Source organism: Thauera phenylacetica B4P (assembly GCF_000310225.1).
Lineage (GTDB): Bacteria > Pseudomonadota > Gammaproteobacteria > Burkholderiales > Rhodocyclaceae > Thauera > Thauera phenylacetica.
This window is the reverse complement of record NZ_AMXF01000050.1, coordinates 1-23,465: the sequence shown is the minus strand read 5'-3', so window position 1 is coordinate 23,465 and position 23,465 is coordinate 1. Positions and strand designations below refer to the sequence as shown.

General features: G+C 67.7%; 19 protein-coding genes, 1 tRNA gene and 1 pseudogene. 14 read left to right on the top strand and 7 right to left on the bottom strand.

What is annotated here, in order from left to right; translation table 11 throughout:
* Positions 1-24 precede the first annotated feature (24 nt).
* Positions 25-903, top strand: a complete 879-nt coding sequence (locus C667_RS09005) for a cation efflux transmembrane domain-containing protein (protein ID WP_370701712.1) — start codon at positions 25-27, stop codon at positions 901-903.
* A gap of 227 nt (positions 904-1,130) precedes the next feature.
* On the opposite strand, the gene boxA is transcribed toward C667_RS09005, so the two are convergent.
* From boxA to C667_RS26670, 4 genes are all read right to left on the bottom strand, one after another.
* Positions 1,131-2,378 (bottom strand): benzoyl-CoA 2,3-epoxidase subunit BoxA, encoded by a 1,248-nt coding sequence (gene boxA, locus C667_RS09000; RefSeq protein ID WP_004361287.1) that lies wholly within the window; start codon positions 2,376-2,378, stop codon positions 1,131-1,133.
* Between the two features lie 25 nt (positions 2,379-2,403).
* Positions 2,404-3,825, bottom strand: a complete 1,422-nt coding sequence (gene boxB, locus C667_RS08995; protein WP_004361285.1) for a benzoyl-CoA 2,3-epoxidase subunit BoxB — start codon at positions 3,823-3,825, stop codon at positions 2,404-2,406.
* A 59-nt stretch (positions 3,826-3,884) separates the two neighbouring features.
* On the bottom strand, positions 3,885-5,561 hold the full coding sequence (gene boxC, locus C667_RS08990; protein ID WP_004361283.1) for a 2,3-epoxybenzoyl-CoA dihydrolase: 1,677 nt from the start codon (positions 5,559-5,561) through the stop codon (positions 3,885-3,887).
* A gap of 163 nt (positions 5,562-5,724) precedes the next feature.
* The gene (locus tag C667_RS26670) at positions 5,725-5,850 is read right to left on the bottom strand and encodes a hypothetical protein (protein WP_004361281.1); all 126 of its coding nucleotides are present in this window, start codon (positions 5,848-5,850) and stop codon (positions 5,725-5,727) included.
* 20 nt (positions 5,851-5,870) lie between these two features.
* Here C667_RS26670 and C667_RS08985 point away from each other — a divergent pair, with 20 nt between their 5' ends.
* Positions 5,871-6,167, top strand: coding sequence for a DUF938 domain-containing protein (locus C667_RS08985; protein WP_004361280.1), 297 nt, complete (start codon positions 5,871-5,873; stop codon positions 6,165-6,167).
* A gap of 404 nt (positions 6,168-6,571) precedes the next feature.
* Here C667_RS08985 and C667_RS08980 read toward each other — a convergent pair whose 3' ends face one another.
* On the bottom strand, positions 6,572-7,588 hold the full coding sequence (locus tag C667_RS08980) for a nucleoid-associated protein (protein ID WP_004361277.1): 1,017 nt from the start codon (positions 7,586-7,588) through the stop codon (positions 6,572-6,574).
* Positions 7,589-7,890: 302 nt separating this feature from the next.
* Here C667_RS08980 and C667_RS08975 point away from each other — a divergent pair, with 302 nt between their 5' ends.
* Positions 7,891-8,997 carry a glycoside hydrolase family 5 protein gene (locus tag C667_RS08975; protein WP_004361275.1) on the top strand — a complete coding sequence of 369 codons (1,107 nt, stop codon included), beginning with the start codon at positions 7,891-7,893 and terminating at the stop codon, positions 8,995-8,997.
* Here the strand turns inward: C667_RS08975 and C667_RS08970 are convergent.
* Complete coding sequence (locus tag C667_RS08970) at positions 8,983-10,791, bottom strand: ABC transporter ATP-binding protein/permease (protein ID WP_004361273.1); 1,809 nt, start codon at positions 10,789-10,791, stop codon at positions 8,983-8,985. The genes C667_RS08975 and C667_RS08970 overlap by 15 nt on opposite strands.
* Positions 10,792-11,039: 248 nt before the next feature.
* Here C667_RS08970 and C667_RS08965 point away from each other — a divergent pair, with 248 nt between their 5' ends.
* From C667_RS08965 to C667_RS08945, 5 genes are all read left to right on the top strand, one after another.
* The gene (locus C667_RS08965; protein WP_004361271.1) at positions 11,040-13,133 is read left to right on the top strand and encodes a type I restriction-modification system subunit M; all 2,094 of its coding nucleotides are present in this window, start codon (positions 11,040-11,042) and stop codon (positions 13,131-13,133) included.
* A 149-nt stretch (positions 13,134-13,282) separates the two neighbouring features.
* A complete protein-coding gene (locus C667_RS24990; protein ID WP_157302263.1) occupies positions 13,283-14,521 on the top strand; it encodes a restriction endonuclease subunit S in 1,239 nt (412 codons plus the stop codon).
* Positions 14,518-15,042 (top strand): ATPase, encoded by a 525-nt coding sequence (locus C667_RS08955; protein WP_004361267.1) that lies wholly within the window; start codon positions 14,518-14,520, stop codon positions 15,040-15,042. The genes C667_RS24990 and C667_RS08955 overlap by 4 nt, the downstream gene beginning before the upstream one ends.
* Positions 15,039-15,233, top strand: coding sequence for a hypothetical protein (locus C667_RS08950; protein ID WP_004361265.1), 195 nt, complete (start codon positions 15,039-15,041; stop codon positions 15,231-15,233). Before C667_RS08955 ends, C667_RS08950 begins: the two co-directional genes overlap by 4 nt.
* Before the next feature lie 3 nt (positions 15,234-15,236).
* Positions 15,237-18,155, top strand: coding sequence for a DEAD/DEAH box helicase family protein (locus C667_RS08945; protein WP_004361263.1), 2,919 nt, complete (start codon positions 15,237-15,239; stop codon positions 18,153-18,155).
* Between the two features lie 144 nt (positions 18,156-18,299).
* Here the strand turns inward: C667_RS08945 and C667_RS08940 are convergent.
* Positions 18,300-18,376, bottom strand: a tRNA-Met gene (locus C667_RS08940).
* A 421-nt stretch (positions 18,377-18,797) separates the two neighbouring features.
* Here C667_RS08940 and C667_RS08935 point away from each other — a divergent pair.
* From C667_RS08935 to C667_RS08910, 6 genes and pseudogenes are all read left to right on the top strand, one after another.
* Positions 18,798-19,019, top strand: a complete 222-nt coding sequence (locus C667_RS08935; RefSeq protein ID WP_245538452.1) for a hypothetical protein — start codon at positions 18,798-18,800, stop codon at positions 19,017-19,019.
* A gap of 55 nt (positions 19,020-19,074) precedes the next feature.
* Positions 19,075-20,427 carry a tRNA (N6-isopentenyl adenosine(37)-C2)-methylthiotransferase MiaB gene (gene miaB, locus C667_RS08930; RefSeq protein WP_004361259.1) on the top strand — a complete coding sequence of 451 codons (1,353 nt, stop codon included), beginning with the start codon at positions 19,075-19,077 and terminating at the stop codon, positions 20,425-20,427.
* Entirely contained in the window at positions 20,428-21,447 is a 1,020-nt protein-coding gene (locus C667_RS08925) for a PhoH family protein (RefSeq protein WP_004361257.1), read from the top strand.
* Entirely contained in the window at positions 21,437-22,255 is an 819-nt protein-coding gene (gene ybeY / locus C667_RS08920; RefSeq protein WP_004361255.1) for an rRNA maturation RNase YbeY, read from the top strand. The genes C667_RS08925 and ybeY overlap by 11 nt, the downstream gene beginning before the upstream one ends.
* Positions 22,256-22,284: 29 nt before the next feature.
* A complete protein-coding gene (locus tag C667_RS08915; protein ID WP_004361253.1) occupies positions 22,285-23,124 on the top strand; it encodes a CorC family transporter in 840 nt (279 codons plus the stop codon).
* Positions 23,124-23,465: pseudogene (locus C667_RS08910) on the top strand (apolipoprotein N-acyltransferase); the annotation flags it as partial. The gene C667_RS08915 and the pseudogene C667_RS08910, both read left to right, overlap by 1 nt.

Here is a 23,465-nt window from a genome sequence, read left to right as displayed (position 1 = left end):
GGGCGGCGCGGCGCGCTCCGTGGTCTGGGGGGGGCCGCTGCCGCGGATGGCGGCGAGACGGCGGCGGGTGCCGGCGCGGCTATGCGCCTGGATGCAGCCGAGGCGCGCACGCGCAGCGTGTTCCGCATCCCCGGCATGGATTGCCCGTCCGAGGAGCAGATGATCCGCATGCGCCTGGCCGATGCGCCGGTGGCGGCGCTGAAGTTCGACCTCGCCGGGCGGCGGCTGACGGTGGATCACGACGGCGATCCGGCGCAGATCCTCGCCGGCCTGGTGCCGCTGGGTTACGGCGCCGAGCTGGCCGAGTCGCGCCCGCTCGCCGCTGGCGAGGCGCAGGCCGCCGCGCCCGCCGACGATGCCACCGAGGCGCGCGTGCTGTGGATCCTGCTCGCGATCAACGCGTCGATGTTCGTGGTGGAACTCGGCGCTGGCCTGTGGGCGCGCTCGGCGGGGCTGATCGCCGACGCCATGGACATGTTCGCCGACGCCGCGGTGTATGGCGTCGCGCTCTATGCGGTGGGGCGCGCAGCGCGCCACAAGCTCGCCGCGGCGCGGCTGGCGGGCGTGCTGCAGCTGGTGCTGGCGCTCGGCGCGCTCGCCGAGGTCGTGCGCCGCATCGTCACCGGTGCGATGCCCGCGCCGGTGGGCATGATGGGCATCGCGCTGCTCGCGCTCGCCGCCAACGTCGCCTGCCTGGTGCTGATCGCCCGTCATCGCGAGGGCGGCGTGCATATGAAGGCGAGCTACATCTTCTCGGCCAACGACGTCATCGCCAACCTCGGCGTGATCGGCGCCGGTGCACTGGTGGCCTGGCTGGGGACGCCGTGGCCGGATTGGATCATCGGCCTGCTGATCGCTGCGGTGGTGCTGACGGGGGCGGTGCGCATCCTGCGGTTGCGCTGAAGGGCCAGGGGCGGCGCCTGTCTTCAGGCTTCGCCGGCGGTGAGCACTGCAAGACGTCGCGGGCGCCGTTGGTCCAGATAAGGGGCTTGGGGTCAGTGTCATGATTGGTGACGTATTGATCGATGGCGGCGACGCGCTCAGGGACGCTGGTGAAGACGCTGCGACGCAGTCGCGCGGTGGTGATGTCAAGCAAGAAGCGGTCGACCGTGCCTGGGCGCAGCACTGCACTAGTAGATCTCGACGTGCAGCCGTCCGGCGGCGAGGAGCTGCGGTCGCAACTGGTCCCAGTCGCGCCCGGCGCTGCGGCAGAGGTCGCGGAAAGCCTCGATGACGCCGGCCTCCATGCCCTTGAGGCCGCACAGATAGATGAAGCACTCGGCGTCATCGAGCCAGGCGAGCACCTTGTCGGCGCGTGCGCGGATGAGATCCTGCACATACCGCCTGGGCTGACCGGGCACGCGCGAGAAGGCGAGGTTGATGTCGATGAACGCTCCCGGCAGCTTCTGCAGCGGCCCGAAGTAGGGCAGCTCGCCCGCTGTGCGCGCGCCGAAGAACAGCATCAGCTCGCCGCCCTCCTTCAGATGCATGCGCCGGCGCCGGCGCTCGGTCATCGCGCGCATCGGCGCCGAACCGGTGCCGGTGCAGATCATCATGATCTTGGCGCCGGGATGGTTGGGCATCAGAAAGGTCGCGCCGTAGGGGCCGGTCACCTGCACCTTGGCGCCCTTTTCCAGGTCGCACACGTAGTTCGACGCCACCCCGCGCACCGCACGCCCCTCGTGGTCCTCGGTGACGCGTTTGACGGTGAGCGCGACGTTGTTGTGGCGCGGCTGCTCGCCCTCGCGCGGGCTCGCGATCGAGTACATGCGCAACAGGTGTGGCTCGCCATTCTCATCGGTGCCGGGCGGGATGATGCCGATCGACTGGCCCTCGAGCACCGGGAACGGTGTGGCGCCGAAGTCGAGCACGATGTGGTGGATGTCGCTCGAGGCGCCCTCGGCGGTGAGCCGGTAGTTGCCCGCCACGGTGGCAGTGGCCGGGCGCGCCGGCGTGTACAGATTCACATATGGGTGTGCGGCCGACCACGGCGCGAGCGCGGCGCCGCCCTGGCCGGTGGTGGCCATCTCGGCAAGCTCCTGCGCCCGGGCCGGGGGCTTGGCAGCAGCGCCGCCGAGCCCGGCCGCGAGCTCGTCGAGTGCGCTGGTTTCGGGCAGCACGTCCCACCTGAACTGGTCCTCGAGGCTGTACGGAGCGGTGGACTCGACGTTGCGCCACGAGTCGATCGCACCGGTCGGGCACGGCGAGATGCACGCCATGCAGCCCTCGCAGACCTCGAACCTGACGACGTAGTTGAGCGCGTCGTGGGTGATCGCGTTGACCGGACAGGTCTGCTCGCAGGTGTTGCAGCGGATGCAGACCTCCGGGTCGATCAGGTGCTGGCGGGTGACCTTGGTGTGGTCTGCAGGCGCGTTCATGACGGGGCCTCCTTGCCACGGCCGGTCAGTTGAAGCGAACGTACTCGAACTCGACCGGCTGGTTGTTGATGCCGCGCGCAGGCGGCGCGATCCAGTTGGCGAACTTGCCCGGCTCGAGGCAGCGGCTCATCAGCGAATGCACGAACAGGCGGTCGGCCTCGGTCGGCAGCCACTCCAGGTGGCGGCGGGTCCATTCGGCTTCGCTCATCAGCTCACCTTCCGGGCTCAGGTGGGCGCCGGCAAACAGCCCGATCCTGCGGTGGAAGCCCTTGTGCGGCGGCTTGAAACGGAAGTCGACGCCGAGCCTGGCCGGGATGCGGTTCCAGCGGTCGACGCCGGCCTGGACGTCGCGGATCCAGTCGTCGCGCAGTCGTTCGTTCAGCGCCGACAGCGCCGGCACGTGGCGCTCGACGATGCGCTCGTCGGCGACGTCGAGAATCGTGTATTCGTCGTCGTGCAGCGTGTGGTCGTCATCGAGCTTGCCTTCCTCGAAGCGGCCCTTGAGGCCGTTGGTGTAATAGGTCGCGGCGTTCGACGACACCTCGGCGCCGAACAGGTCGCCGGTGACGCTGTAGTGGAAGTTCAGGTACTTCTGCAGGGTCGGAAGGTCGATCACGCCGGCCGCACGCAGCTTGACCGGGTCGTCGGTCTTCAGGTCGCGCATGACCTCGCAGGTGCGCTGGATGATGCGTGCGACCCCGGACTCGCCGACGAACATGTGGTGCGCCTCCTCGGTCAGCATGAACCTGCAGGTGCGCACGAGCGGCTCGAAGGCCGACTCGGCGAGCGCGGCGAGCTGGAACTTGCCGTCACGGTCGGTGATGAACGTGAACATGAAGAACGACAGCCAGTCGGGCGTCTTCTCGTTGAACGCGGTGAGGATGCGCGGGTTGTCGGCATCGCCCGCGCGGCGCTCGAGCAGCGCCTCGCCTTCCTCGCGGCCGTCGCGGCCGAAGTGTGCGTGCAGCAGATAGGTCATCGCCCACAGGTGACGGCCTTCCTCGACGTTGACCTGGAAGAGGTTGCGCAGATCGTAGAGCGACGGCGCGGTCAGGCCGAGGTGGCGCTGCTGCTCGACCGAGGCCGGCTCGGTGTCGCCCTGGGTGACGATGATGCGGCGCAGCGTCGAGCGGTATTCGCCCGGCACGTCCTGCCACACCGGCTCGCCCTTGTGCTCGCCGAAGTGGATCTTCCGGTCGCCCGCGGAAGGTGCGAGAAAAATGCCCCAGCGGTAGTCGGGCATCTTGACGTAGTCGAAGTGCGCCCAGCCTTTGGGATCGACGCTGACTGCGGTGCGCAGATAGACGTCGTAGTTCGACGAGCCGTCCGGACCCATGTCGTCCCACCACTGCCGAAAGGACGGCTGCCACTGCTCGAGCGCGCGCTGCAGGGTGCGATTGCCCGACAGATCGACGTTGTTCGGGATGCGTTCGCTGTAGTTGATCATCGCCTTGCTCCTCATCCTCGTTCGTACGATTGACTGCCCTTCCACTGTTGCGGTCACCCTTACACGCGCTTCCTGTCGAACTGCGCCTTCCTGCCGGAGCCGTAGCGCGTCAGCGCGCCGGTCTCGCCGACGGCGTTGGGTCGGTTGTAGACCCAGTTCTGCCAAGCCGACAAGCGGCCGAAGATGCGCGTGTTCAGGGTCTCGAAGATGCCGAAGCGCAGGTTCGCCTCGAGGCCGGTGAGCGCATCGGGCGAGAGCGCGGCGCGCTCCTCGAGCGCGATGCGCACCTCGTCGCGCCAGTCCAGGTCGTCCGGGGCGGCGGTCACCAGCCCGAGCGCGAGCGCGTCGGCGGGTGCGAGCCTGTCTCCGATGCGCGCCTTGGCCGCCGCGATCGGCGCGACGTCCTCGTAGAAGCGCGAGGCGAGGCGCGAGCGCCCATTGATCATCGGCAAGGTGCCGAAATTCATCGTCGAGAGCGCGATCGCGTTGGGCCGCCCGGGGTCGTCGAGCATGTAGCTGCGATCGGCTGCGAGCGCGATCTCGAACAGCGTTCCGGCAAAGCACGAGCCCGGCTCGATGAGCGCATACAAGCTGCGCGAGGACACGTCCAGGCGCGCCAGCGTGCGCCGCAGCATGCCGATCGTCTCGCGTACGAACCAGTCGTCGCGGTTGGCCTCGAGCGTCGCGTCGATGTCGAGCACCACGTCTTTGTCGCCCTCGGTGGCGAGCACCCACAGGCCGAGCTCGAGGTGGTTGGTACGTAGCATCAGGATCGCGTCGTCCAGTTCGCGCGCCATCCTCAAGGGCCACCAGTTCGCCCCCTCGGCGGCGATCTCGGCAGCACTTCGCGCGGAGACCGCGGCCGGTGCGCGCACGGCGATCCTGGCGGTGCGCGCGGCTTCGTCGAGCGCGACATCGACGAACTGGTAGTGATAGCCGGCCGCGTCATCGGTGCGCTCGAGGTGCGCCAGCGCGATGCCCCTGGCACCGGCCGGCCGATCCGAGCCCTTGGCGAGTGCGGCTGCGCGCTCGCCGATGTGGGCGTCGAACTCCTGCGCGCGCACCACCTCGTCGACCAGGCGCCACTGCTTCGCGCGCTCGCCGCGCACCCCCTCGGAGATGGTGCAGAAGATGTCGGCGTGATCACGGCGCACGCGGCGCTTGTCGGTCAAGCGCGTCAGGCCCCCGGTGCCCGGCAGCACGCCCAGCAGCGCCACCTCGGGCAGCGAGACGGCAGAGTTGCGGTCATCGACGAGCACGATCTCGTCGCACGCGAGCGCGAGCTCGTAGCCGCCGCCCGCGGCTGCGCCCTTGCACGCGGCGATGAACTTTAGGCCCGAGTGTGCGCTCGCGTCCTCGATGCCGTTGCGCGTCTCGTTGGAGAACTTGCAGAGGTTAACCACCCATGCGTGGGTCGAGAGGCCGAGCATGTGGATGTTCGCGCCCGAGCAGAATATCTTCGGCTTGCCTGAACGAAACACCACGGCGCGCACCTCCGGGTGCTCGAAGCGGATCCTTTGCAGCGCGTCGTGCAGCTCGATGTCGACGCCCAGATCGTAGGAGTTCAGCCTCAGCTTGTAGCCCGGACGGATGCCGCCGTCCTCGTCGATGTTGAGCGTGAGCGTGGCCACCCCGCCCTCGCAGGCGAGTTGCCAGTGGCGGTAACGCGACGGCTCGGTCCGGTAGTCGACGAGCGAGTCGTGCGACTTGGGAGCCTTCGTGTCGATCGTGTTCACGGCGGGTCTCCTCCTTGTTGCTGCGGATCAGCGCGCGGCCAGCCGCTGCAGTCGGCTGAAACGCTGCTCGATCATCTGGTCCGCGGTGTCGGGCGCGGTGTCGGGCGCGGTATCGACCTTCGCTTGCAAGGGCGCGTCGGCCTCTAGTGTACTGCTGCATAGCTTAAGCATGGATGAGCGCGCGGAGGATGTCGCCGGCGCTCTTGGCCCAGATGAAGGGCTTGGGGTCGATGTCGTGGTGAGCGATGTATCGATCGATGGCGACGACGAGTCCAGGGGCGCTGGCCAAGACGCCAAGGCGCGATCGTGGTGGTCAAGGTGCTGCATTACTCGCCCTGGGCCAGCACGCCCGCGCTCTTTACCGCTGCGGCCGGGGTGTTGCCCGCGGGCGGCGCCGTGTATTGCCATGGTCCTTATCGCCGCGGCGGGGCCCATACCGCGCCGAGCAATGCCGCTTTCGACGACTGGCTGCGCAACATCGATTCGCGCTTCGCCGTGCGTGACCCGGAGGCGGTGGAGGCCGAGGTGCGGCGCCGTGATTCTCGGCTGGATGAGGTGGTCGACATGCCGGCCAATAACCTCAGCCTGGTTTTTCGTCGCCTCTGACCGTGCCGGGCCGGCGCAACCCGCCCGGCCTGCAGCGTCCCGGTCATGGTGGCGCGGCGGCGGCGGGCGTCACGTTGCCGTCGGCGGTGGCGCTGACCCTGGTCGCGCTCGGTCTTGCCCGCTTCGGGGATGTGTGGCCGCCGGGTTGGGTGGTGGCTGCCCGGGCAGTCGCTGGCGGGATGTTCGACGGATTTTCCCTCGCCGCCGTCAGAGCAGGCTGGTGATGCGGCCGAGCCCTGGTGGGAGTGGGCTTGCCCGCGAATCCTGTGTCCACGATCGCTGCCTTCGCGGGCAAGCCCGCTCCCACGGGCAAGTCCGCTCCCACGGGTAAGTCCGCTCCCACGGGCAAGTCCGCTCCCACGGTCGAGCCCGCGACCGCGGGCCTGCGCCGACGGGGCCGCCGCTCAGGCGGCGCCGTCCTCGTCCAGCATCCGCTTGAGGTAGTCCGGCACGCCCGACAGTACCAGCGTATCGGTGGCGCGGTCGTAGTGCACCGCGCCGGAGTGCAGGCCGCTCCTCTCGAACTCCAGCTTCCAGTTCTCGCCGCTCGCGCTGAAACGCACCAGCGGGCGGAGCGCGCGCCGGTTGGGGACGAAGCCCGCGGCGATCTTCGTCTCCTCGGCGCGCAGCACGGCGTCCAGTCGCGCCGGCTGCTCGGGGAAGACTTCGCGTGCGAGCTCCTCGAACACTACCGGCGCGCCGGCCTCGCCGAGCGTGTCGAGGTAGTCGTGGGCGCGCTCGAGCACGCTGTCGCGGGCGGCGGGGGTGAGGCGCTCGGTGTCGATGAAGCGGTCGAGGGTGGCGACCAGTTTCTTCGTCTCCTGCAGCGCCACCATCACGTCGCTGCAGCCAAGCACACGCTTGAACCACGCACCGCCCTTGCCGCGTCCGCGCAGGAAGCCGAGGTAGCGCTCGTCGCCGCGCCGCCAGCCCGTAAGGTCGATGCGGCCGGCGGCGTGCAGTGCGGAGAAATCCACGTGCGTGCAGTCGAGCGGCTCCAGGCCGCCGCCGATCGCGATGCCCTCGGCGCTGCCGAGCAGGGCCACCCACAGGCTGTCGCCATCGCCCTCGCGGATGTGCGCCAGCACCAGGTGGTCGCCGTCCTCGAGCTCCTCCTCGTCGGCGATGGCCTGCACGCGCTCGGCGAGCTGGCGCGACAGGGCGGTGAAGTCGAGGGTCTCGTCGACCAGGTGCTCGCGCAGCCAACGCGCCAGGGGGAAAGTCTCCTCGTCCTCCTCGAAGCGGCCGAAGCCCTTGGCGCTGCGGCTCTCGTACTGCGCGCACAGGCGCTCGACCAGGCGCAGCGCCGCGGTGTCGAGCGCGCAGGGGGCCTCGCGCAGCATCAGGCGCGAGGGTACGCCGGGCTCGCGCACCAGGGCGTGGAGGATCAGGTGGGTGACGACGTGTTCGACGGTGCGCATGCGGCGGGCTCGGGCGGGGAGGCGGGGCGCGATTTTCGCACGAGCGCCGTGGGAGCGGGCTTGCCCGCCAGGGCGATCGCACGAACGGGTGGGTTAGCACGAGCGGTGCTTGTGGGAGCGGGCTTGCCCGCGAAAGGGGGCTGTGTCGGTGCTCATTCGCGGGCAAGGCCGCTCTCACAGGGGCGAGGCCGGATTCGCGGACAGGGCGCGCGGGGGCGCGTGCTTTTTCACAGTCGCCGGGGGCGATTGGCTGCCAGAATGAGTCATGTCCATTACGCCCGATCCGGGCAGGGGAGGTTCTCATGGAATCGACGCGTACCAAGCTGCGCGGGGTGAACCTGGGTAGCTGGCTGCTGCTGGAGAAGTGGATGGTGCCCAGCCTGTTCGAAGGCCTGGAGGCGACCGACGAGACCACCTGGTGCGCCGAGCTCGGCCCCGCCGCCGGCGAGCGCCTGCGCCAGCACTGGGACAGCTTCATCACCCGCGAGGACTTCGCCTGGATCGCAGGGCGCGGGCTCAACGCGGTGCGCATCCCGATCGGGCACTGGATCTTCGGCGCCGACTACCCGTACCACCCCAAGTACGGCGCCCACCGCCACCCCTTCGTGACCGGCGGCATCGAGGTGCTCGATCGCGCGCTCGACTGGGCGCAGGAGCTCGGCCTCGCGGTGATCATCGACCTGCACGCCGCGCCCGGCTGCCAGAACGGCTTCGACAACGGCGGCATCAAGGACGTGGTGGAGTGGCACACCAAGAAGGAATACCTCGAGCACTCGCTCTCCGTGCTCGAGCGCCTGGCGGAGCGCTACCGCGCGCACCCGGCGCTGCACGGCATCGAGCTGCTCAACGAGCCGCGCTGGGACGTGCCCACCGACTACCTGAAGGCCTACTACCTCGAGGCCTATGCGCGCATCCGCAAGCACTGCGCACCGGAGACCGTGGCGGTGGTGTTCCACGACGGCTTCCGCAGCTTCCGTGAATACCTCGGCTTCATGCAGGCGCCGGCCTTCCGCAACGTGGTGTTCGACTATCACCGCTACCAGTGCTTCGAGCGCTGCGACATCGACATGGACATCCACGGCCACATCCGCAAGGCGGCGGTGGACTGGCGTGAGGAGGCCGACGCGATCAACGCCGAGCTCGGCCTGCCGGCGGTGTGTGGCGAGTGGAGCCTGGGGCTGGACCTGAAGGTGGTGTCGCTGTGGGCCGAGGGGCCGTTCAACCACGCCCTCGAGCACATGGACGACTTCCAGCAGGACGTCGCCAGCCGCGCCTACGGCGACAGCCAGCTGATGACCTTCGAGCGCCTGGCGGGCTGGTTCTTCTGGAGCTACAAGACCGAGACCACGCCGGCGTGGTGCTTCCGCGAGTGCGTGGAGCGCGGCTGGCTGCCCTCACGCTTCGGGTAGGGACGGGGCTTCCGGCCGCGCAGTGTGCGCGGCCGGAGGCTGCACGCCCGTGCGCGGGCGCTGCAGCAACAGGCGGCGCTCGAAGAAATGGTTCTGGCGCGCGCGCCGGCTGATCACCAGCAGGGTCGAGCTCGGCAGCTCGTGGTGCAGCAGCTCCAGGGAGTCGACCTCTTCCTTGGGCGCGAGCGCGTCGGTGGCCTCCTCGATGAAGATCCACGCCGGCTGGTGCAGGAACACGCGCGCGAGGCCCAGGCGCTGCTGGATGCGCAGCGGCAGCTCGCGCCCCCAGTCCTCCTGGGTGTCGAGCTTGGGCGCCAGCCACGCGATGCCGGCGCATTCGAGCGCGCGCTCGAGCACGGCGTCGGGGTGGCGATCGGCGTCGTCGGGGTAGCTCAGCACCATGCGCAGGCTGCCCGCGGGCAGGAAGGGCTGGCGCGGCACGAACATCAGGTCGCGCCCGGCCGGCAGGCGGACCTCGCCGCTGCCCCAGGGCCACAGCCCGGCGACCGCCTTGAACAGGCTGATCGTGACCGCGGGATCGCCGCAGATCAGCACGCGTTCGCCGCGGCGCACGCGCAGGTCGAAGTCGTCGAGCAGGAGCTCGCCCGCCGGGGTCTGCAGGCGCAGCCGGCGCAGCTCGAGCTCGGGGTGGGGCGAGGCGCACACCGCGATGCGCTCGCGGCCGCGGCTGCGCGCCTCCGCGCGTTCGAGCGCGAGCATGTCTTCATACAGGCTGGCGACGCGGTCGATCGAGGCGCGGCAGCGTGCGAGCTCGCCGAGGTTGTCGATCGGCCAGGACAGCGCCGTGGTCAGGCGCTGGAAGGCCTGCGCCGCCTGCATCAGTACGCCGAGCGTCATCGCGCCGGCGATGTATTGCGGCGCTGCGATCAGGATCGGGAACACCGGCAGCAGGGTGCCGTAGCCGGTGGAGAAGGACACGATGCCAAGGTAGGCCAGGGTCTGCCGGTTCCAGCCCCGCCCGACGTCGTCGAACAGGCGCGCCGCCTCGCGGCGCTCGTGCGGCTCGCCGTGCATCATCGCGATCGGCTCGGCGTGCTCGCGCGCCCGCGCCAGGCCGAAGCGCAGGTTGGCCTCGACGGTCTGCAGGCGGTTGGTGGCGCGGATCAGCGGGCGGCCGAGCATGAGCCCGAGCGCTGCGCCCACGCCCGCGTACAGGAAGGCGGCGAGCACCATGTAGCCGTGCACGGCGATCGAGGTCCCCGGCAGCGGCGCGCTGCCCGACACGCTCAGCAGGATGTCGATGAAGCTGCCCAGGATCAGCAGCGCGAACAGCAGCGAGTGGGCGAGCGAGACCGCCACGTCGGTGGCGATGCGGATGTCCTCGGCGATGCGACCGTCCGGGTTGTCGTGCTCGCCAGCGGTGAATTGCAGGCGGTAGAGGTGGCCGTGCGACAGCCAGTGCTCCAGCAACAGGTCGGTGAGCCAGCGCCGCCAGTCGAGCTGCAGCCGGCGCTTGACGTGCATGTGCAGCGCGGTCACCCCCATGGTGAGGGCGAAGATCAGCACGAAGACCCCCACCAGCTGCAGCAGCTCGGACAGCGCGCGATCCTCCAGGGCGTCGAAGAGATCGCGGTTCCAGTAGCTCACCCAGACCGCCAGCCCGACCTGCGCCATCGTCAGCAGCACCAGCGCCAGCACCGTCGCGCGCACCTGCCACTTGCGCTCGCAGTTCCAGTAGCCCCCCGCCAGCAACAGGAAGCGCCGCCCGCCGTCACGGTGGGGCGGCCGGCGGTGGGGCTGCTTGGGAAGGGAGGCGGCGTGGGTGGAGGACATGAGGCAATCATGCCTCGTTACGGGCAGTTCGTCCGTGGAGGAAGACGCGGTTTGCCTGCGGACGGACAGGTGGTTCCGCCGTGGCGGAATGTCGGCGCCGTCGAGCTCACTCTTCAGTCTTTGCGAAGAGCCGGTTTCGCCTCAGGTCCTACTGTCCTTGGGCGGCTAGGCCTGGAGGATGCCTTGCCGTAGACTTGCCGCAACGCATCCGCCCGGATGGGCGGTCATACTCGTTCAGGATTCCCCCCGTGCTGTCTCTCAACAAACCCAAGCTCGACAACCTCGCCAACGAGATCTGGAAGTCCGCCGAGCGCCTGCGTGGCAAGTTCAAGGCCTACGAGTACCAGAACGTCATCCTGCCGATCATCGTCATCCGCCGGCTGGAGTGCGTGCTCATCCAATGGCGCAAGAAGATGCGCGAGGAAGTGCTCGCCAAGCGCCCGGAACTGGAAGCGAAGCCGATCGAACTCGACCGGCTGGTGAAGAAGCTGGAGATCACCCAGGCGCATTTTTCCAACGGCACCGACCACACCCTGGAAAGCCTCGCCGAAGAAGACCCGATGCTGCTGGAAGACAACTTCCGCGCCTATCTGAACGGTTTCTCCCGGAACGTCCGCGACATTCTCGACCACTTCAACTACCACGCCACCGTTACCCAGCTGGTCAAGAACAACCGGCTCGCCCCCATCCTCAACCAGTACAGGAGCCTGACGCTCGGCCCGGACCAGCTCTCCAACCTGGAGATGGGCTACATCTACGAAGAGTTGCTGCGACGCTTCTCGGAACAGAGCGGCGAGGAGGCCGGGGAGCATTTCACCCCGCGCGAAGTCATCCGCCTGATGGTGGAACTGCTCGACATCCCCACGCCCACCCGCCACACCGCCATCTACGACCCGGCCTGCGGCACCGGCGGCATGCTGTCGGTGGCGAAGGAGCATCTGCTCGACCGCGCCCAGGGCGACGCCGAAAGGCAGCAGGTCGAGAGCTACGTGACGCTGCACGGTCAGGAGCTGTCGCCAACCAACTACGCCATCTGCCGTGCCGACCTGCTGATCAAGGAAGACAAGGAGGCGCGTGTCTTCCTCGGCAACTCCCTGATCCCGCACAACCCGAGCGGCAAGGAGCCCGGCGACCAGCTGGCCGGCCCGCACGACCGTTTCGACTTCATGCTCAGCAACCCGCCCTTCGGCGTGACCTGGGGCGGCAAGGACGGCTACGAGGACGAGGCACGCCGCTACGCCGCGACCCGCTACCGCGCCGGCATGCCACGCACCAACGACGGCGCGCTGCTGTTCCTGCAAACCATGCTGGCCAAGATGAAGCCGGTGGATGCGGGCAGCGGCCAGGGTGGGAGCCGGATCGCGATCATCTTCAACGGCTCGCCGCTGTCCAACGGCGACTGCGGGCAGGGCGAGAGCGAGATCCGCCGCTGGATACTCGAGAACGACTGGCTCGACGCCATCGTGATGCTGCCCGACCAGCTCTTCTACAACACCGGCATCTACACCTACGTCTGGCTGCTGCGCAACGAGAAGCCGGAGAGTCACCGGGGGCGGGTGATGCTGATCGACGCGCGCCAGCAGTTCGACAAGGAGCCCAAGGCATTCGGCAACAAGCGCAACCGCATCGCCGACGCCCACCGCCAGTGGATCGAAACCCGCTACCGGGACGGCTGGGCGGAGCGCTTCGAGGATGACGACGTCAAGCTCTACCACACCACCGACTTTGCCTACCACAAGGTCGGCGTGGTGTTCTGGCAGACCGATGCCGAGGACCGGCCCGCCATCGTCACCGAGCCTTACGAGAAGGCCTTCACCGCCGCCAACATGGCCAGGGAGCAGGCCTTCTACGACAGCGCGCTGCAGTTTGCCGTGCAGGCGCGACGGGGCGACAGGACGGTGGAGATCCGCTTCAGCCTGAATCCGGACGACAGCTTCGCTACCGTCTGGGGCGATGCGGTGCGCAAGGCCTTCGCCGCCGAACTGGCCGAGCTCACCAAGGACATCGCGGAGACGCGCGAGCGCAACAAGGCGACCAAGGCCTTCATCGACGGGCTGGCGCTGCAGGTCACGTGGACCCACCGCCACTATGTCGCCGACGACGAGTACATTCCCTTCGACCCGGCCGGCGAGCCCGCTGAATACATCCCCGCCTTCCTGGAACGCGAGATCGCCAAGCCCATCATTCGCTGGCAGGACAGCCCGCAACTGGGCTACGAAATCCTGCCCAACAAGTATTTCTACCGCTACCAGCCGCCGAGGCCGGCGAGCGAGCTGCTGGCGGAGTTCTGGGCGTTGGAGAAGGAGGCGGAGGGGATGCTGCAACGGGTTGGCGGCAAATGATTATTCACGGAAAGCAGTGCGTTAGTGCATTTGGCCCTCTGCCCGAGGGCTGGGGCTTGGATCGCATTCGGGACCGCTTAGGTCCGATAATTGGTGGGGAGTGGGGAGAGGACCCAGCTTCACACGATCAGGGACTTGAAGTTCCTGTGGTGCGTGTTTCTGATATTGATGGGATAGACATCAACCCAGATAACTTGACGATTCGTCGAGTTGCTGCGTCCAAGCTGTCTGGGCGGCTTATCGGGACAAGCTCGCTAGTCATTGAAAAATCGGGAGGCGGCGAGAAGCAGTCGGTAGGCCGTGTTGTCTTAGGACGAAATCTACCGTTCGACGCGATCAGTTCCAACTTCATGGCGAAGACGGACTGTGGGCCGACGCTCCACGGTCTCTACGCCGCATACCTGTTTCAGGCGGCATATTGTTCTAAGTTGAATGAGGCGAATATCCAGCAAACAACGGGTATTCAGAATCTGCGGGTTACTGACTACCTGAACACTGAGGTTGGGATTCCTCCCTTGCATGAACAGGTCCGAATCGCCGGTTACCTCGACGCCAGTTGCACCGTCATCGACGCAGCTGTCGCGGCCAAGCGCAAGCAGATCGAGACGCTGGACGCCCTGCGGGCCGCGACCCTGCAACGGGTCATCACCCGGGGGCTGATGCCTGAAGGGCCGTTGGTCGAAACCCGAAACGCCTGGCTTGAACGGATTCCCGCCGGTTGGTCTCTGGTGCAGCTCAAACGCGTAGCGCAGGTGCATGGCGGACTGACGCTCGGAAAATCCTACGAGGGGCTGGAAGTGGTCGAGTACCCCTATCTGCGTGTGGCGAACGTGCAGGACGGGCACCTCGATCTGACGGATGTCACAAGCTTGGAGGTGCCGCCGGCCGTGGCAGAAGGGGTGATGTTGCGGCCTGGGGATGTGCTGATGACCGAAGGCGGCGATCTGGACAAGCTCGGGCGCGGTACGGTGTGGGAGGGACAGCTTGCGCCCTGCCTGCATCAGAACCACGTTTTTGCCGTGCGCTGCTTCCCGCACAAGCTGTTGCCGCATTTTCTGGCCTACGTCACCGCCTCGCGATATGGCCGCGATTACTTCGAGGCGACTGGCAAGCGCACCACCAACCTGGCCGCGACCAATGCGACGAAGGTCGGCGCGTTCTATATTCCCTTGCCCCCGCTGGCAGAGCAGAAGAGGTTGGTCCAGTACCTCGACACGGAGATCGGTCGCCTCAAGGCCATTCAGGAGATCATCGGCAAGCAGATCGACACCCTGACCGCCTATCGCAAGTCCCTGATCCACGAATGTGTGACCGGCCAGCGCCGCATCTCCGCCGAGGATCTTGCCGGCGTGGGTGCGCGTTTGCCCGAGGCGGAGGCGTGCGCATGAGCCCGGAACGGCGCGTGATCGTGATCGCCGGGCCGAACGGGGCCGGCAAGTCGACCTTCGCGCGGGAGTTCCTGCCCAACGAGGGCGACTGCCCGGTGTTCGTCAACGCCGACCTGATCGCCGCCGGCCTGTCGCCCTTCGCGCCCGAGAAGGCCGCCATCCGCGCCGGACGGCTGATGCTGGAAGAGTTGCATCGGCACGCGGCGGCAGGCGAGAGCTTTGCCTTCGAGACCACGCTGTCGGGCCGAGGCTATGCGCCGTTGATCCAGACATGGCAGGCCGCCGGTTACCGGGTGCATCTGGTCTTCCTGCGCCTGCCCACGGTGGACATGGCCGTGGAGCGGGTGGCAGCGCGGGTGGCCCAGGGCGGGCACGACATTCCGCCGCAGGTGATCGCCCGCCGCTTCATTAAGGGTTGGCGCAATTTTGAACAGCTCTACCGCGGCCTGGTCGACACCTGGCAGGTGTTCGACAACTCGGGAGACGTCGCCGTGTTGCTGGAAGAGGGAGAACGAAAATGAACGAAACCGCGAAATCGCAATGCGCGCCGCTGTCCGGCGTGGCCGAGGCCTTGCGGCGTGCAGCCCTGCGCGCCCGCGAGTTGGCCCGGCAGACTCACACGCCGGTGGTGGTCTATCGCAACGGCAAGGTGCAGAGCCAGATCCCGGACGCGAGCGCCGCGGGTGGAGGAGCGGAACCGAGACAGGGCTGAGCGATGTCGACGCCCGAGCTCCTGTTCCAGCAGCACATCGCCGATTTTCTCGAGCGCGAACACGGTTACGAACGCCTGGGCAAGGGCGCGGCCATCGACCCCACCGACGTGTGGATGGCCGATGTGTTGTGGGCTTTCGTGGTGGACACGCAGCCGCAGGCGGTCGAGACCCTGCGGGGGCAGTACGGTTCGGCGGCGCGGGACGAGTTCTTCCGCGCCTTGCGGGACGAATTGCGGCACACGCCCTTGTGGATGATCCTGCGCCACGGGCTGATGGTGCGGGGAGCGAGCTTCCGGCTGTATTATCCCAGGCCGCGCTCGGCCGAGAGCGCCGCGGCGCCGCATTACGCGCGCAACCATCTGGCCTTTTTCCGGGGCTTCCGCTTCGGCCCCAGGAACGAGGAAGTCGACCTGGTGCTGTTTCTCAACGGCCTGCCGGTCGTGCTGCTGGAGCTGAAGCATGAGGCGGGCGCGCAGGGCTGGAACGTGCACGATGCGGTGGCCCAGTTCGCCCGGCGCGATCACGCCCGGAGCCTCTTCCGGTTGCCCTTCCTGTTCATCGCCGCCGACACCTCCGAGGTGAAGGTCGCCACCGATCCGCGCCGGGAGGAGCACTTCCGCTGGTTCAACACCGGCCTCGCCAACCAGCCCCTCCATGCCGGCGAATACCCGGTGGAGTTCCTCTACCGGGAGGTTTTGAGCAAGGACAGCCTGCTGGAGGCGCTTGCGTTCTTCCTGGTGCACGTGCCGGCCCGCGAGGCGGAAGGGGACAAGCCGGCGCGGCCGGCATTCTCCATCTTTCCCCGCTACCACCAGGCGCGCATGGTGCGGCGGGTGGCGGAGGAGGCGTTGGCGCGCTTCGTCGAGCATGGCGACATCGGGTGCAAGTTCCTCATCAATCATTCCGCCGGCAGCGGCAAGACGCTCTCCATCTGCTGGCTGGCGGATCGCCTGCACGGACTCTTCAAGCCGGGCAGCAACGAGAAGCTGGTCGATCGGGTGATCGTGCTCACCGACCGCAAGGCGCTGGACAAGAACATCCGCGACGAGCTGGCCAACTTCGCGCACCTCGCCGATGTGGTGGGTTTCGCGAGGAGCGCGGCCGAACTCGAGCGCTTCCTCACGCGGCAGACCTCGATCATCGTGTCGACACAGCAGAAGTTCGCCTGGCTGCTGGAGCGCATCGAGAACGACCCGAAGCTGAAGCAGCAACGCGTGGCCTTCCTGATCGACGAGGCGCACCGCTCGCAGGAGGGGCAGATGGGCGCGGCGATCCGCCTGCCGTTCCGTGATCCGCTGCAGCCGGATGCGGAAGACTCCGCCGACGAGGACGAAGAAGACAAGCTGGCGCGCATCATCCGCGCGCACGACGGCAATCAGCTCTTCGTGGCCTTCACCGCCACGCCTTCGGCGGCGACGGTGCAACTGTTCGGCGCCGCCTTCGATACCTACTCCGAGGCCGAGGCGATCGACGAGGGCTACATCGTCGATGTCGCCAGCAGCATCATCGCCTACAAGACCTTGTTCCACCTGCATTGCCCGATTGCCCGGCCGGAGCAGGCCTTCCCGCAGGGTGTGCTGGCCAAGGCACTGATGAACGTGGCCTTCCAGGACGAGGAGCTGATCCAGTACAAGGCCGAGGTGATGCTGCGCATTTTCGAGGAGAAGGTGAAGCCGCTCGTCGGTGGCCGTGCCAAGGCGATGATCGTCGCTACCTCGCGGCTTGCCGGGCTGCGTTACTTCGAGATCCTGCGCGAGAAGCTGAAGGAGCGCGCCGCCGGGTACAAGGTGCTGTATGCCTTCTCCGACTTCGTGCATCCGGTCAGCGAGAAGACGGTGAGCGAGCATGAGGTGAACGAGTTGGGCGCCGGAGAGCTGATCGAGGATCGCTTCGATGGGGACGACTACCGGCTGCTGGTGGTGGCCAACAAGTTCCAGACCGGGTTCGATCAGCCTTTGCTCGCGGGGATGTTCCTCGACAAGGCGGTGGCCGACCGTAACGCGGTGCAGACGGTTTCACGCCTGAACCGCTGTCACGAAGGCAAGGGCGAGGTGGTGGTCGTGGACTTCACCAACAATGCCGCTTCGATCGTGAAGGCCTTTGCCAAGTACCGGCAGGGTACGCCGTATGCGCCCAGCGAGCCCGATCAGGAGCAATGCGTCCGGCTGTATCAGGAAATTCTGGATGCGAAGGTCTTCAATCAGGACGATGCCAAGGCCTTCTGTCTGCTGCTGGAGGGCAAGGACGATGCGGCGATCCAGGCCCAGGTGCAGCAGTTGCGGCTGCGCTTCCAGTTTGCGGTCGCCGAACCGGAGCAACGCAGATCCTATGTGCACCTGCTGGGGAAGTTCGTCGGCAGCTATCGCTTTCTGAACTGCTTCTTTGCTTATGGCTACGCGTTGCGCGAGTTCGTGGATTTTGCCGAGGTGGTGGGGCCGCAGCTCATCAAGGCGGGTGCGGTGTCGGAGCTGATGAGGCAGGTGCGGGCGACTACGGTGGTGCGGGCCAGCGTCCAGGAAGCGGGCGTGGTCGGGCTGCAGGCGGGGGGCCGCAGAAAGATCACGGGCGGACGTGGCGGCGTTGGCGGTTCGCCACCCGCTCGGATGAGCATCGACGAGATGCTCGACAAATTCCGTCAGCAGTTTCCGATCTCGGAGGAGGAGGCCTTGTTCATCCGCCAGGTCACGGAGGAGAAGGCCAGGGATCCGGGCATTCGCACTACGGTGCTGGGCCACCAGGGTGACCCGATCTATCTCGGGGACGTCTTCCGCAGGCAGGTCAAAGTAATGATCCAGACCCGTTACGGAGAGCTGGGGCGTTACGACGAGCTTGCCGACGAGAAATACACCGACGACGGCGCGATCTTCGACATCATGGCGGTGACCGTGATCGGTCAGCACTCGGCATCGGGGCAGCTCTGATCGGGGCTGGGAGCCGAGGTGCGCGCTCCCGTGCAGCGCGGCTCCGGCGGGCCCGCATCCCCGCCCGAAGCCCGGCGATGGACCCGATCCGCGGATCAAAAGCAAGAAGGCCGACACAGGGTCGGCCTTCTTGCTTGAATTCGTTGGTGGTGATGGGCGGAATCGAACCGCCGACCTATGGGTTATGAATCCATCGCTCTAACCGTCTGAGCTACATCACCAACAGAGCGCGCGAATATAGCGGGTCTGCGGCGGAGTCGTCAAGCGCGAGGGGCGTCGAATGGATCACTCGCAGGGTTCGGGCCGTGCTCGTGGGAGCAGGCTTGGCCGCGAACGAGCGGCGACATGGCCGCATTTCGCGGCCAAGCCCACTCCCCCGGGGCTGTACAGGACGGGCGGCGAGTGCTCGCAGGGGCGCGGCTTTCCGCCGGTGGAGCGCTTGATTTATAAGGCTTTTGCATTGACATCGCCGGGGCGATGGACGATCATCCCCGGCCTGTTCCCCAACGTCCCGGATCTCTCCGGCCCTCCTTGCGCCCGCATTTTCTCTCTGTCCTGGTGGCCGGCCTCTCCGGTCTCGCTTCGACCCTGGCCTTCGCGGCCCTGCCGCGGCCGATTCCCGACGCCGCGCCGAGGGTGAAGATGGCGTTTACCTCGCCGGGCGTGGTGCAGGTCAAGGATGCCACGCTGCTGCTCAGCCCCGGCGCGCAGATCCGCGACACCCACAACCGCATCGTGCTGCCTTCGCACGTGTCGGGCGAGCACGTGGTGCGCATGCTGGTCGACCGTAACGGCCAGGTGCACCGGGTGTGGATGCTCACGCCGGAAGAGGCGCTGGCGCCCCTGCCGAAGCCTGCGCGCTGACCGCCGCGATGCCCGCCCGACCTGCCGCAAGGCCTTGCCTGACTTTCCCGAATAGATGAAGAAACTCTACATCCGCACCTTCGGGTGCCAGATGAACGAGTACGACTCCGACAAGATGGCGGACGTGCTCGGTGCCCACGAAGAGCTGGTCAAGACCGACAACCCGGAAGAGGCCGACGTGATCCTCTTCAACACCTGCTCGGTGCGCGAGAAGGCGCAGGAGCGCGTGTTCCACGACCTCGGCCGGGTGCGGCTGCTCAAGCAGGCCAAGCCAGGGCTGATCATCGGCGTCGGCGGCTGCGTCGCCAGCCAGGAGGGCGAGGCCATCATCAAGCGCGCGCCCTATGTGGACGTGGTGTTCGGCCCGCAGACCCTGCACCGCCTGCCCGGCCTGATCGAGGCGCGCAAGCAGAGCGGGCGCTCGCAGGTGGATATCTCCTTCCCCGAGATCGAGAAGTTCGACGCCATGCCGCCGGCGCGCGTCGAGGGCGCGAGTGCCTTCGTGTCGATCATGGAGGGCTGCTCGAAGTACTGCACCTTCTGCGTCGTGCCCTACACCCGCGGCGACGAGGTGTCGCGTCCGCTCGAGGACGTGCTCGCCGAGGTCGCCGGCCTGGCGGCGCAGGGCGTCAAGGAAGTGACGCTGCTCGGCCAGAACGTGAACGCCTGGCGCGGCGAGCTGGTGCGCGAGGACGGCGAGCAGGGCGACTTTGCCTTCCTGCTCGAGTGCGTGGCCGAGATCCCCGGCATCGAGCGCATCCGCTACACCACCTCGCACCCGCGCGAGATGACGCAGCGCCTGATCGACTGCTACGCGAAGATCCCGAAGCTGGTGTCGCAGCTCCACCTGCCGGTGCAGTCGGGCTCGGACCGCGTGCTGGCGGCGATGAAGCGCGGCTATTCGGTGCTCGAGTTCAAGTCGGTGGTGCGCAAGCTGCGCGCAGCGCGGCCGGATCTTTCCCTGACCTCGGACTTCATCGTCGGCTTTCCGGGCGAGACCGAGGAGGACTTCGAGAAGACCATGAAGCTGATCGAGGACATCGGCTTCGACGGCTCCTTCAGCTTCGTTTACAGCTCGCGTCCCGGCACGCCGGCGGCCGACCTCGAAGACCCGGTGCCGCAGGAGACCAAGCTCGCCTGGCTCGCCCGCCTGCAAAAGCGCATCGACGCGCAGTACCAGGCCAACAGCGAGGCCATGGTCGGCACGGTGCAGCGCATCCTCGTCGAGGGCGCGGCGAAGAAGCACGCCGAGGTCGAGATGATGGGCCGCAGCGACAACAACCGCGTGGTCAACTTCCCCTCCGATTCGCCCAATCGCGACCGCCTCGTCGGCCAGTTCGTGGAGGTGCGCATCACCGCAGCCCTGCCGCACAGCCTGCGCGGCGAAATCCTCACCCGGGAATCCTGAATGGCGAAAACCCTGGAAGTCTTCTTCGAGCCGGTGGATAACGCCCGGCTGGCCAAGCTGTGCGGCGTGCTCGACGAGAACCTGCGCCAGATCGAGAACGCCTTCGACATCACCGTGAGCCGGCGCGGCGAGCACTTCACCCTGGCCGGGCATCCGGCGCAGGTGCTGCGCGGCGAGATGGCGCTCAAGCACTTCTACGCGCTCGCCGACAAGGACCTGTCGCGCGACGAGGTCCAGCTCGGCCTCATCGAGATCGCCAACAAGGGCGAGGCGGCGCAGCCCGCGCCGGTGCTGCTCACCCGCCGCACCGAGCTCCACGGCCGCACGCCGCGCCAGGTCGATTACCTGCGCAACATCCAGGACTTCGACATCACCTTCGGCATCGGCCCGGCCGGTACCGGCAAGACCTACCTCGCGGTGGCGAGCGCGGTCGACGCCTTCGAGCGCGACCTCGTCGAGCGCATCATCCTCACCCGCCCGGCGGTCGAGGCCGGCGAGCGCCTGGGCTTCCTGCCCGGCGACCTGGCGCAGAAGGTCGACCCCTACCTGCGCCCGCTCTACGACGCGCTCTACGACCTGATGGGCTTCGACCGCGTCGGCAAGCTCTTCGAGCGCGGCAGCATCGAGATCGCGCCGCTCGCCTTCATGCGCGGGCGCACGCTCAACAACGCCTTCATCATCCTCGACGAGGCACAGAACACCACGCCCGAGCAGATGAAGATGTTCCTCACCCGCATCGGCTTCGGCGCCAAGGCGGTGGTCACCGGCGACCTCACCCAGGTCGACCTGGCGCGCGGCCAGCGCAGCGGCCTCAAGGAGGCGCGCGCGGTGCTGGCGGGGGTGCGCGGCATCGCGTTCACCGAGTTCAACAAGGAAGACGTGGTGCGTCATCCGCTTGTCGCACGCATCGTCGAAGCTTACGACCTCGAGGCGGCGCGCCTCGAGCGCGAGAAGGCCGTGGCCCGCGCAGCGCGCCAGCAGCCGGCCGCGCAGGAGCAGGAAGCCGAAGATGGCGAATAAGACCAACAAGACGAACAAGACCGACAGGACGAACAAGCCGGCCGCGGACAAGTCCGCCGGCGCCTACCCCAGGGTCATCGCCATCGATGCCGACGGCAAGGCCGCGCGCGTCCGCGCCGAGCGCCTGGAGATCGAGCTCGGCGACGGCCGCAAGCTGCTGCTCGCCTTCCCCGAGAAGGCCTGGGGCGACCTCGAGATCGAGGCCGAGGCCGACGACGAGAACGCGGTGCCGATGCTGTCGCTGCAGCCCGGCGCCTGCAACCTGATGACGCTGCGCGTGGATGTGCACCACGACCTGAGCTTCGTCGAGCCGCTCGCGCTGCCTGCGGGCGAGCACTCGCCGGTGCTCAAGCTGCAGGTGCAGAAGGCGGTCGAGGGCGAGGACAAGGCCAACTGCCCCAAGAAGAACCACATCCGGCGCTGGGCCACCGCGGCGCTGCGCGCCAGCGCCCAGGTCACCGTGCGCCTGGTGGGCGAGGCCGAGGGTCGCGCGCTCAACCGCGACTACCGCGGCAAGGACTACGCCACCAACGTGCTGACCTTCGCCTACGCCGAGGGCGAGGCGCTGCCCGGCCTGCCCGAGGCGGCCGGCGATGTGCCGCTCGCCGGCGACCTGGTGCTGTGCGTGCCGGTGGTGGTGCGCGAGGCCGCCGCCCAGGGCAAGACCCTGGAGGCGCACTTCGCTCACCTCGTCGTGCATGGCATGCTGCACCTGCAGGGTTACGATCACGAAAACGAGACCGAGGCGGCCGAGATGGAAGCGCTGGAGACCCTCATCCTGCGCGAGCTCGGCTACGCCAATCCTTAAGCCTGAGGCGGAGACACCGAACACCCAAAATGGACAGTTCCCCCAAACCCTCGTTACTCGAGCGACTTTCGGCCCTTCTCTCGCGCGAACCGGAAGACCGCGATGAACTCCTCGCGCTGCTGCACTCGGCCTTCGATCGCAACCTGATCGACGCCGACGCCCTCACCATCATCGAAGGCGCCCTGCAGATGTCCGACATGCAGGTGCGCGACGTGATGGTGCCGCGCGCGCAGATGGACTGCGTGCATCTGGACGACCCGATCGACACGATCGCCAACTTCGCGATCGACACCGCCCACTCGCGCTTCCCCGCGATCGGCGACGGCAAGGACGACGTCGCCGGCATCCTGCTCGCCAAGGACCTGCTGCGCTACTTCGCCGGGCGCGAGTTCGACCTGCGCGACATGCTGCGCCCGGCGGTCTTCGTGCCCGAGTCCAAGCGCCTCAACGTGCTGCTGCGCGAGTTCCGCGTGTCGCGCAACCACATGGCGATCGTGGTCGACGAGTACGGCGGCGTGGCCGGCCTGGTCACCATCGAGGACGTGCTCGAGCAGATCGTCGGCGACATCGAGGACGAGTACGACTTCGACGAGGTCGGCGACAGCATTCGTCTCGACCACAGCGGGCGCTACCGCGTGAAGGCTACGACCGAGATCGAGGACTTCAACGAGGCCTTCGCCACCCACTTCAGCGACGAGGAGTACGACACCGTCGGCGGCTTGGTGATCCGTCACTTCGGCCGCCTGCCCAAACGCGGCGAGGCGGTGGAGCTCGAGGGCCTGAAGATCCAGGTGCTGCGCGCCGACAGCCGGCGGGTGTACACCCTGATCGTCGAGCGCCTGCCGCAGCCGCTGCCCGAACAGGCGTGATGCGGCGCGCCTGGCTCGTCGCGCTGCTCGCGGGCGGCGCGACGGTGTTCGCCTTCGCGCCCTTCGGGCTGTTTCCGCTCGCCTTCCTCGGCCTGGGCGGACTCGCCTGGCTGCTCGCCGACGTGACGCGCGCGCGCGCCGGCTTCGCGCTCGGCTTCGCCTGGGGCTTCGGCGCCTTCGCCGCCGGGGTGTCCTGGCTCTACATCGCGCTCGAGCGCTACGGCGGCGTGCCCGCGCCGGTCGCCGCGCTGGCGATCGCGCTGTTCTGCGCCTACCTCGCGCTCTATCCGGCGCTCGCCGGGGCGGCCTTCGCCGCGCTGCGCGGGCGTGGCGTCGCGCGC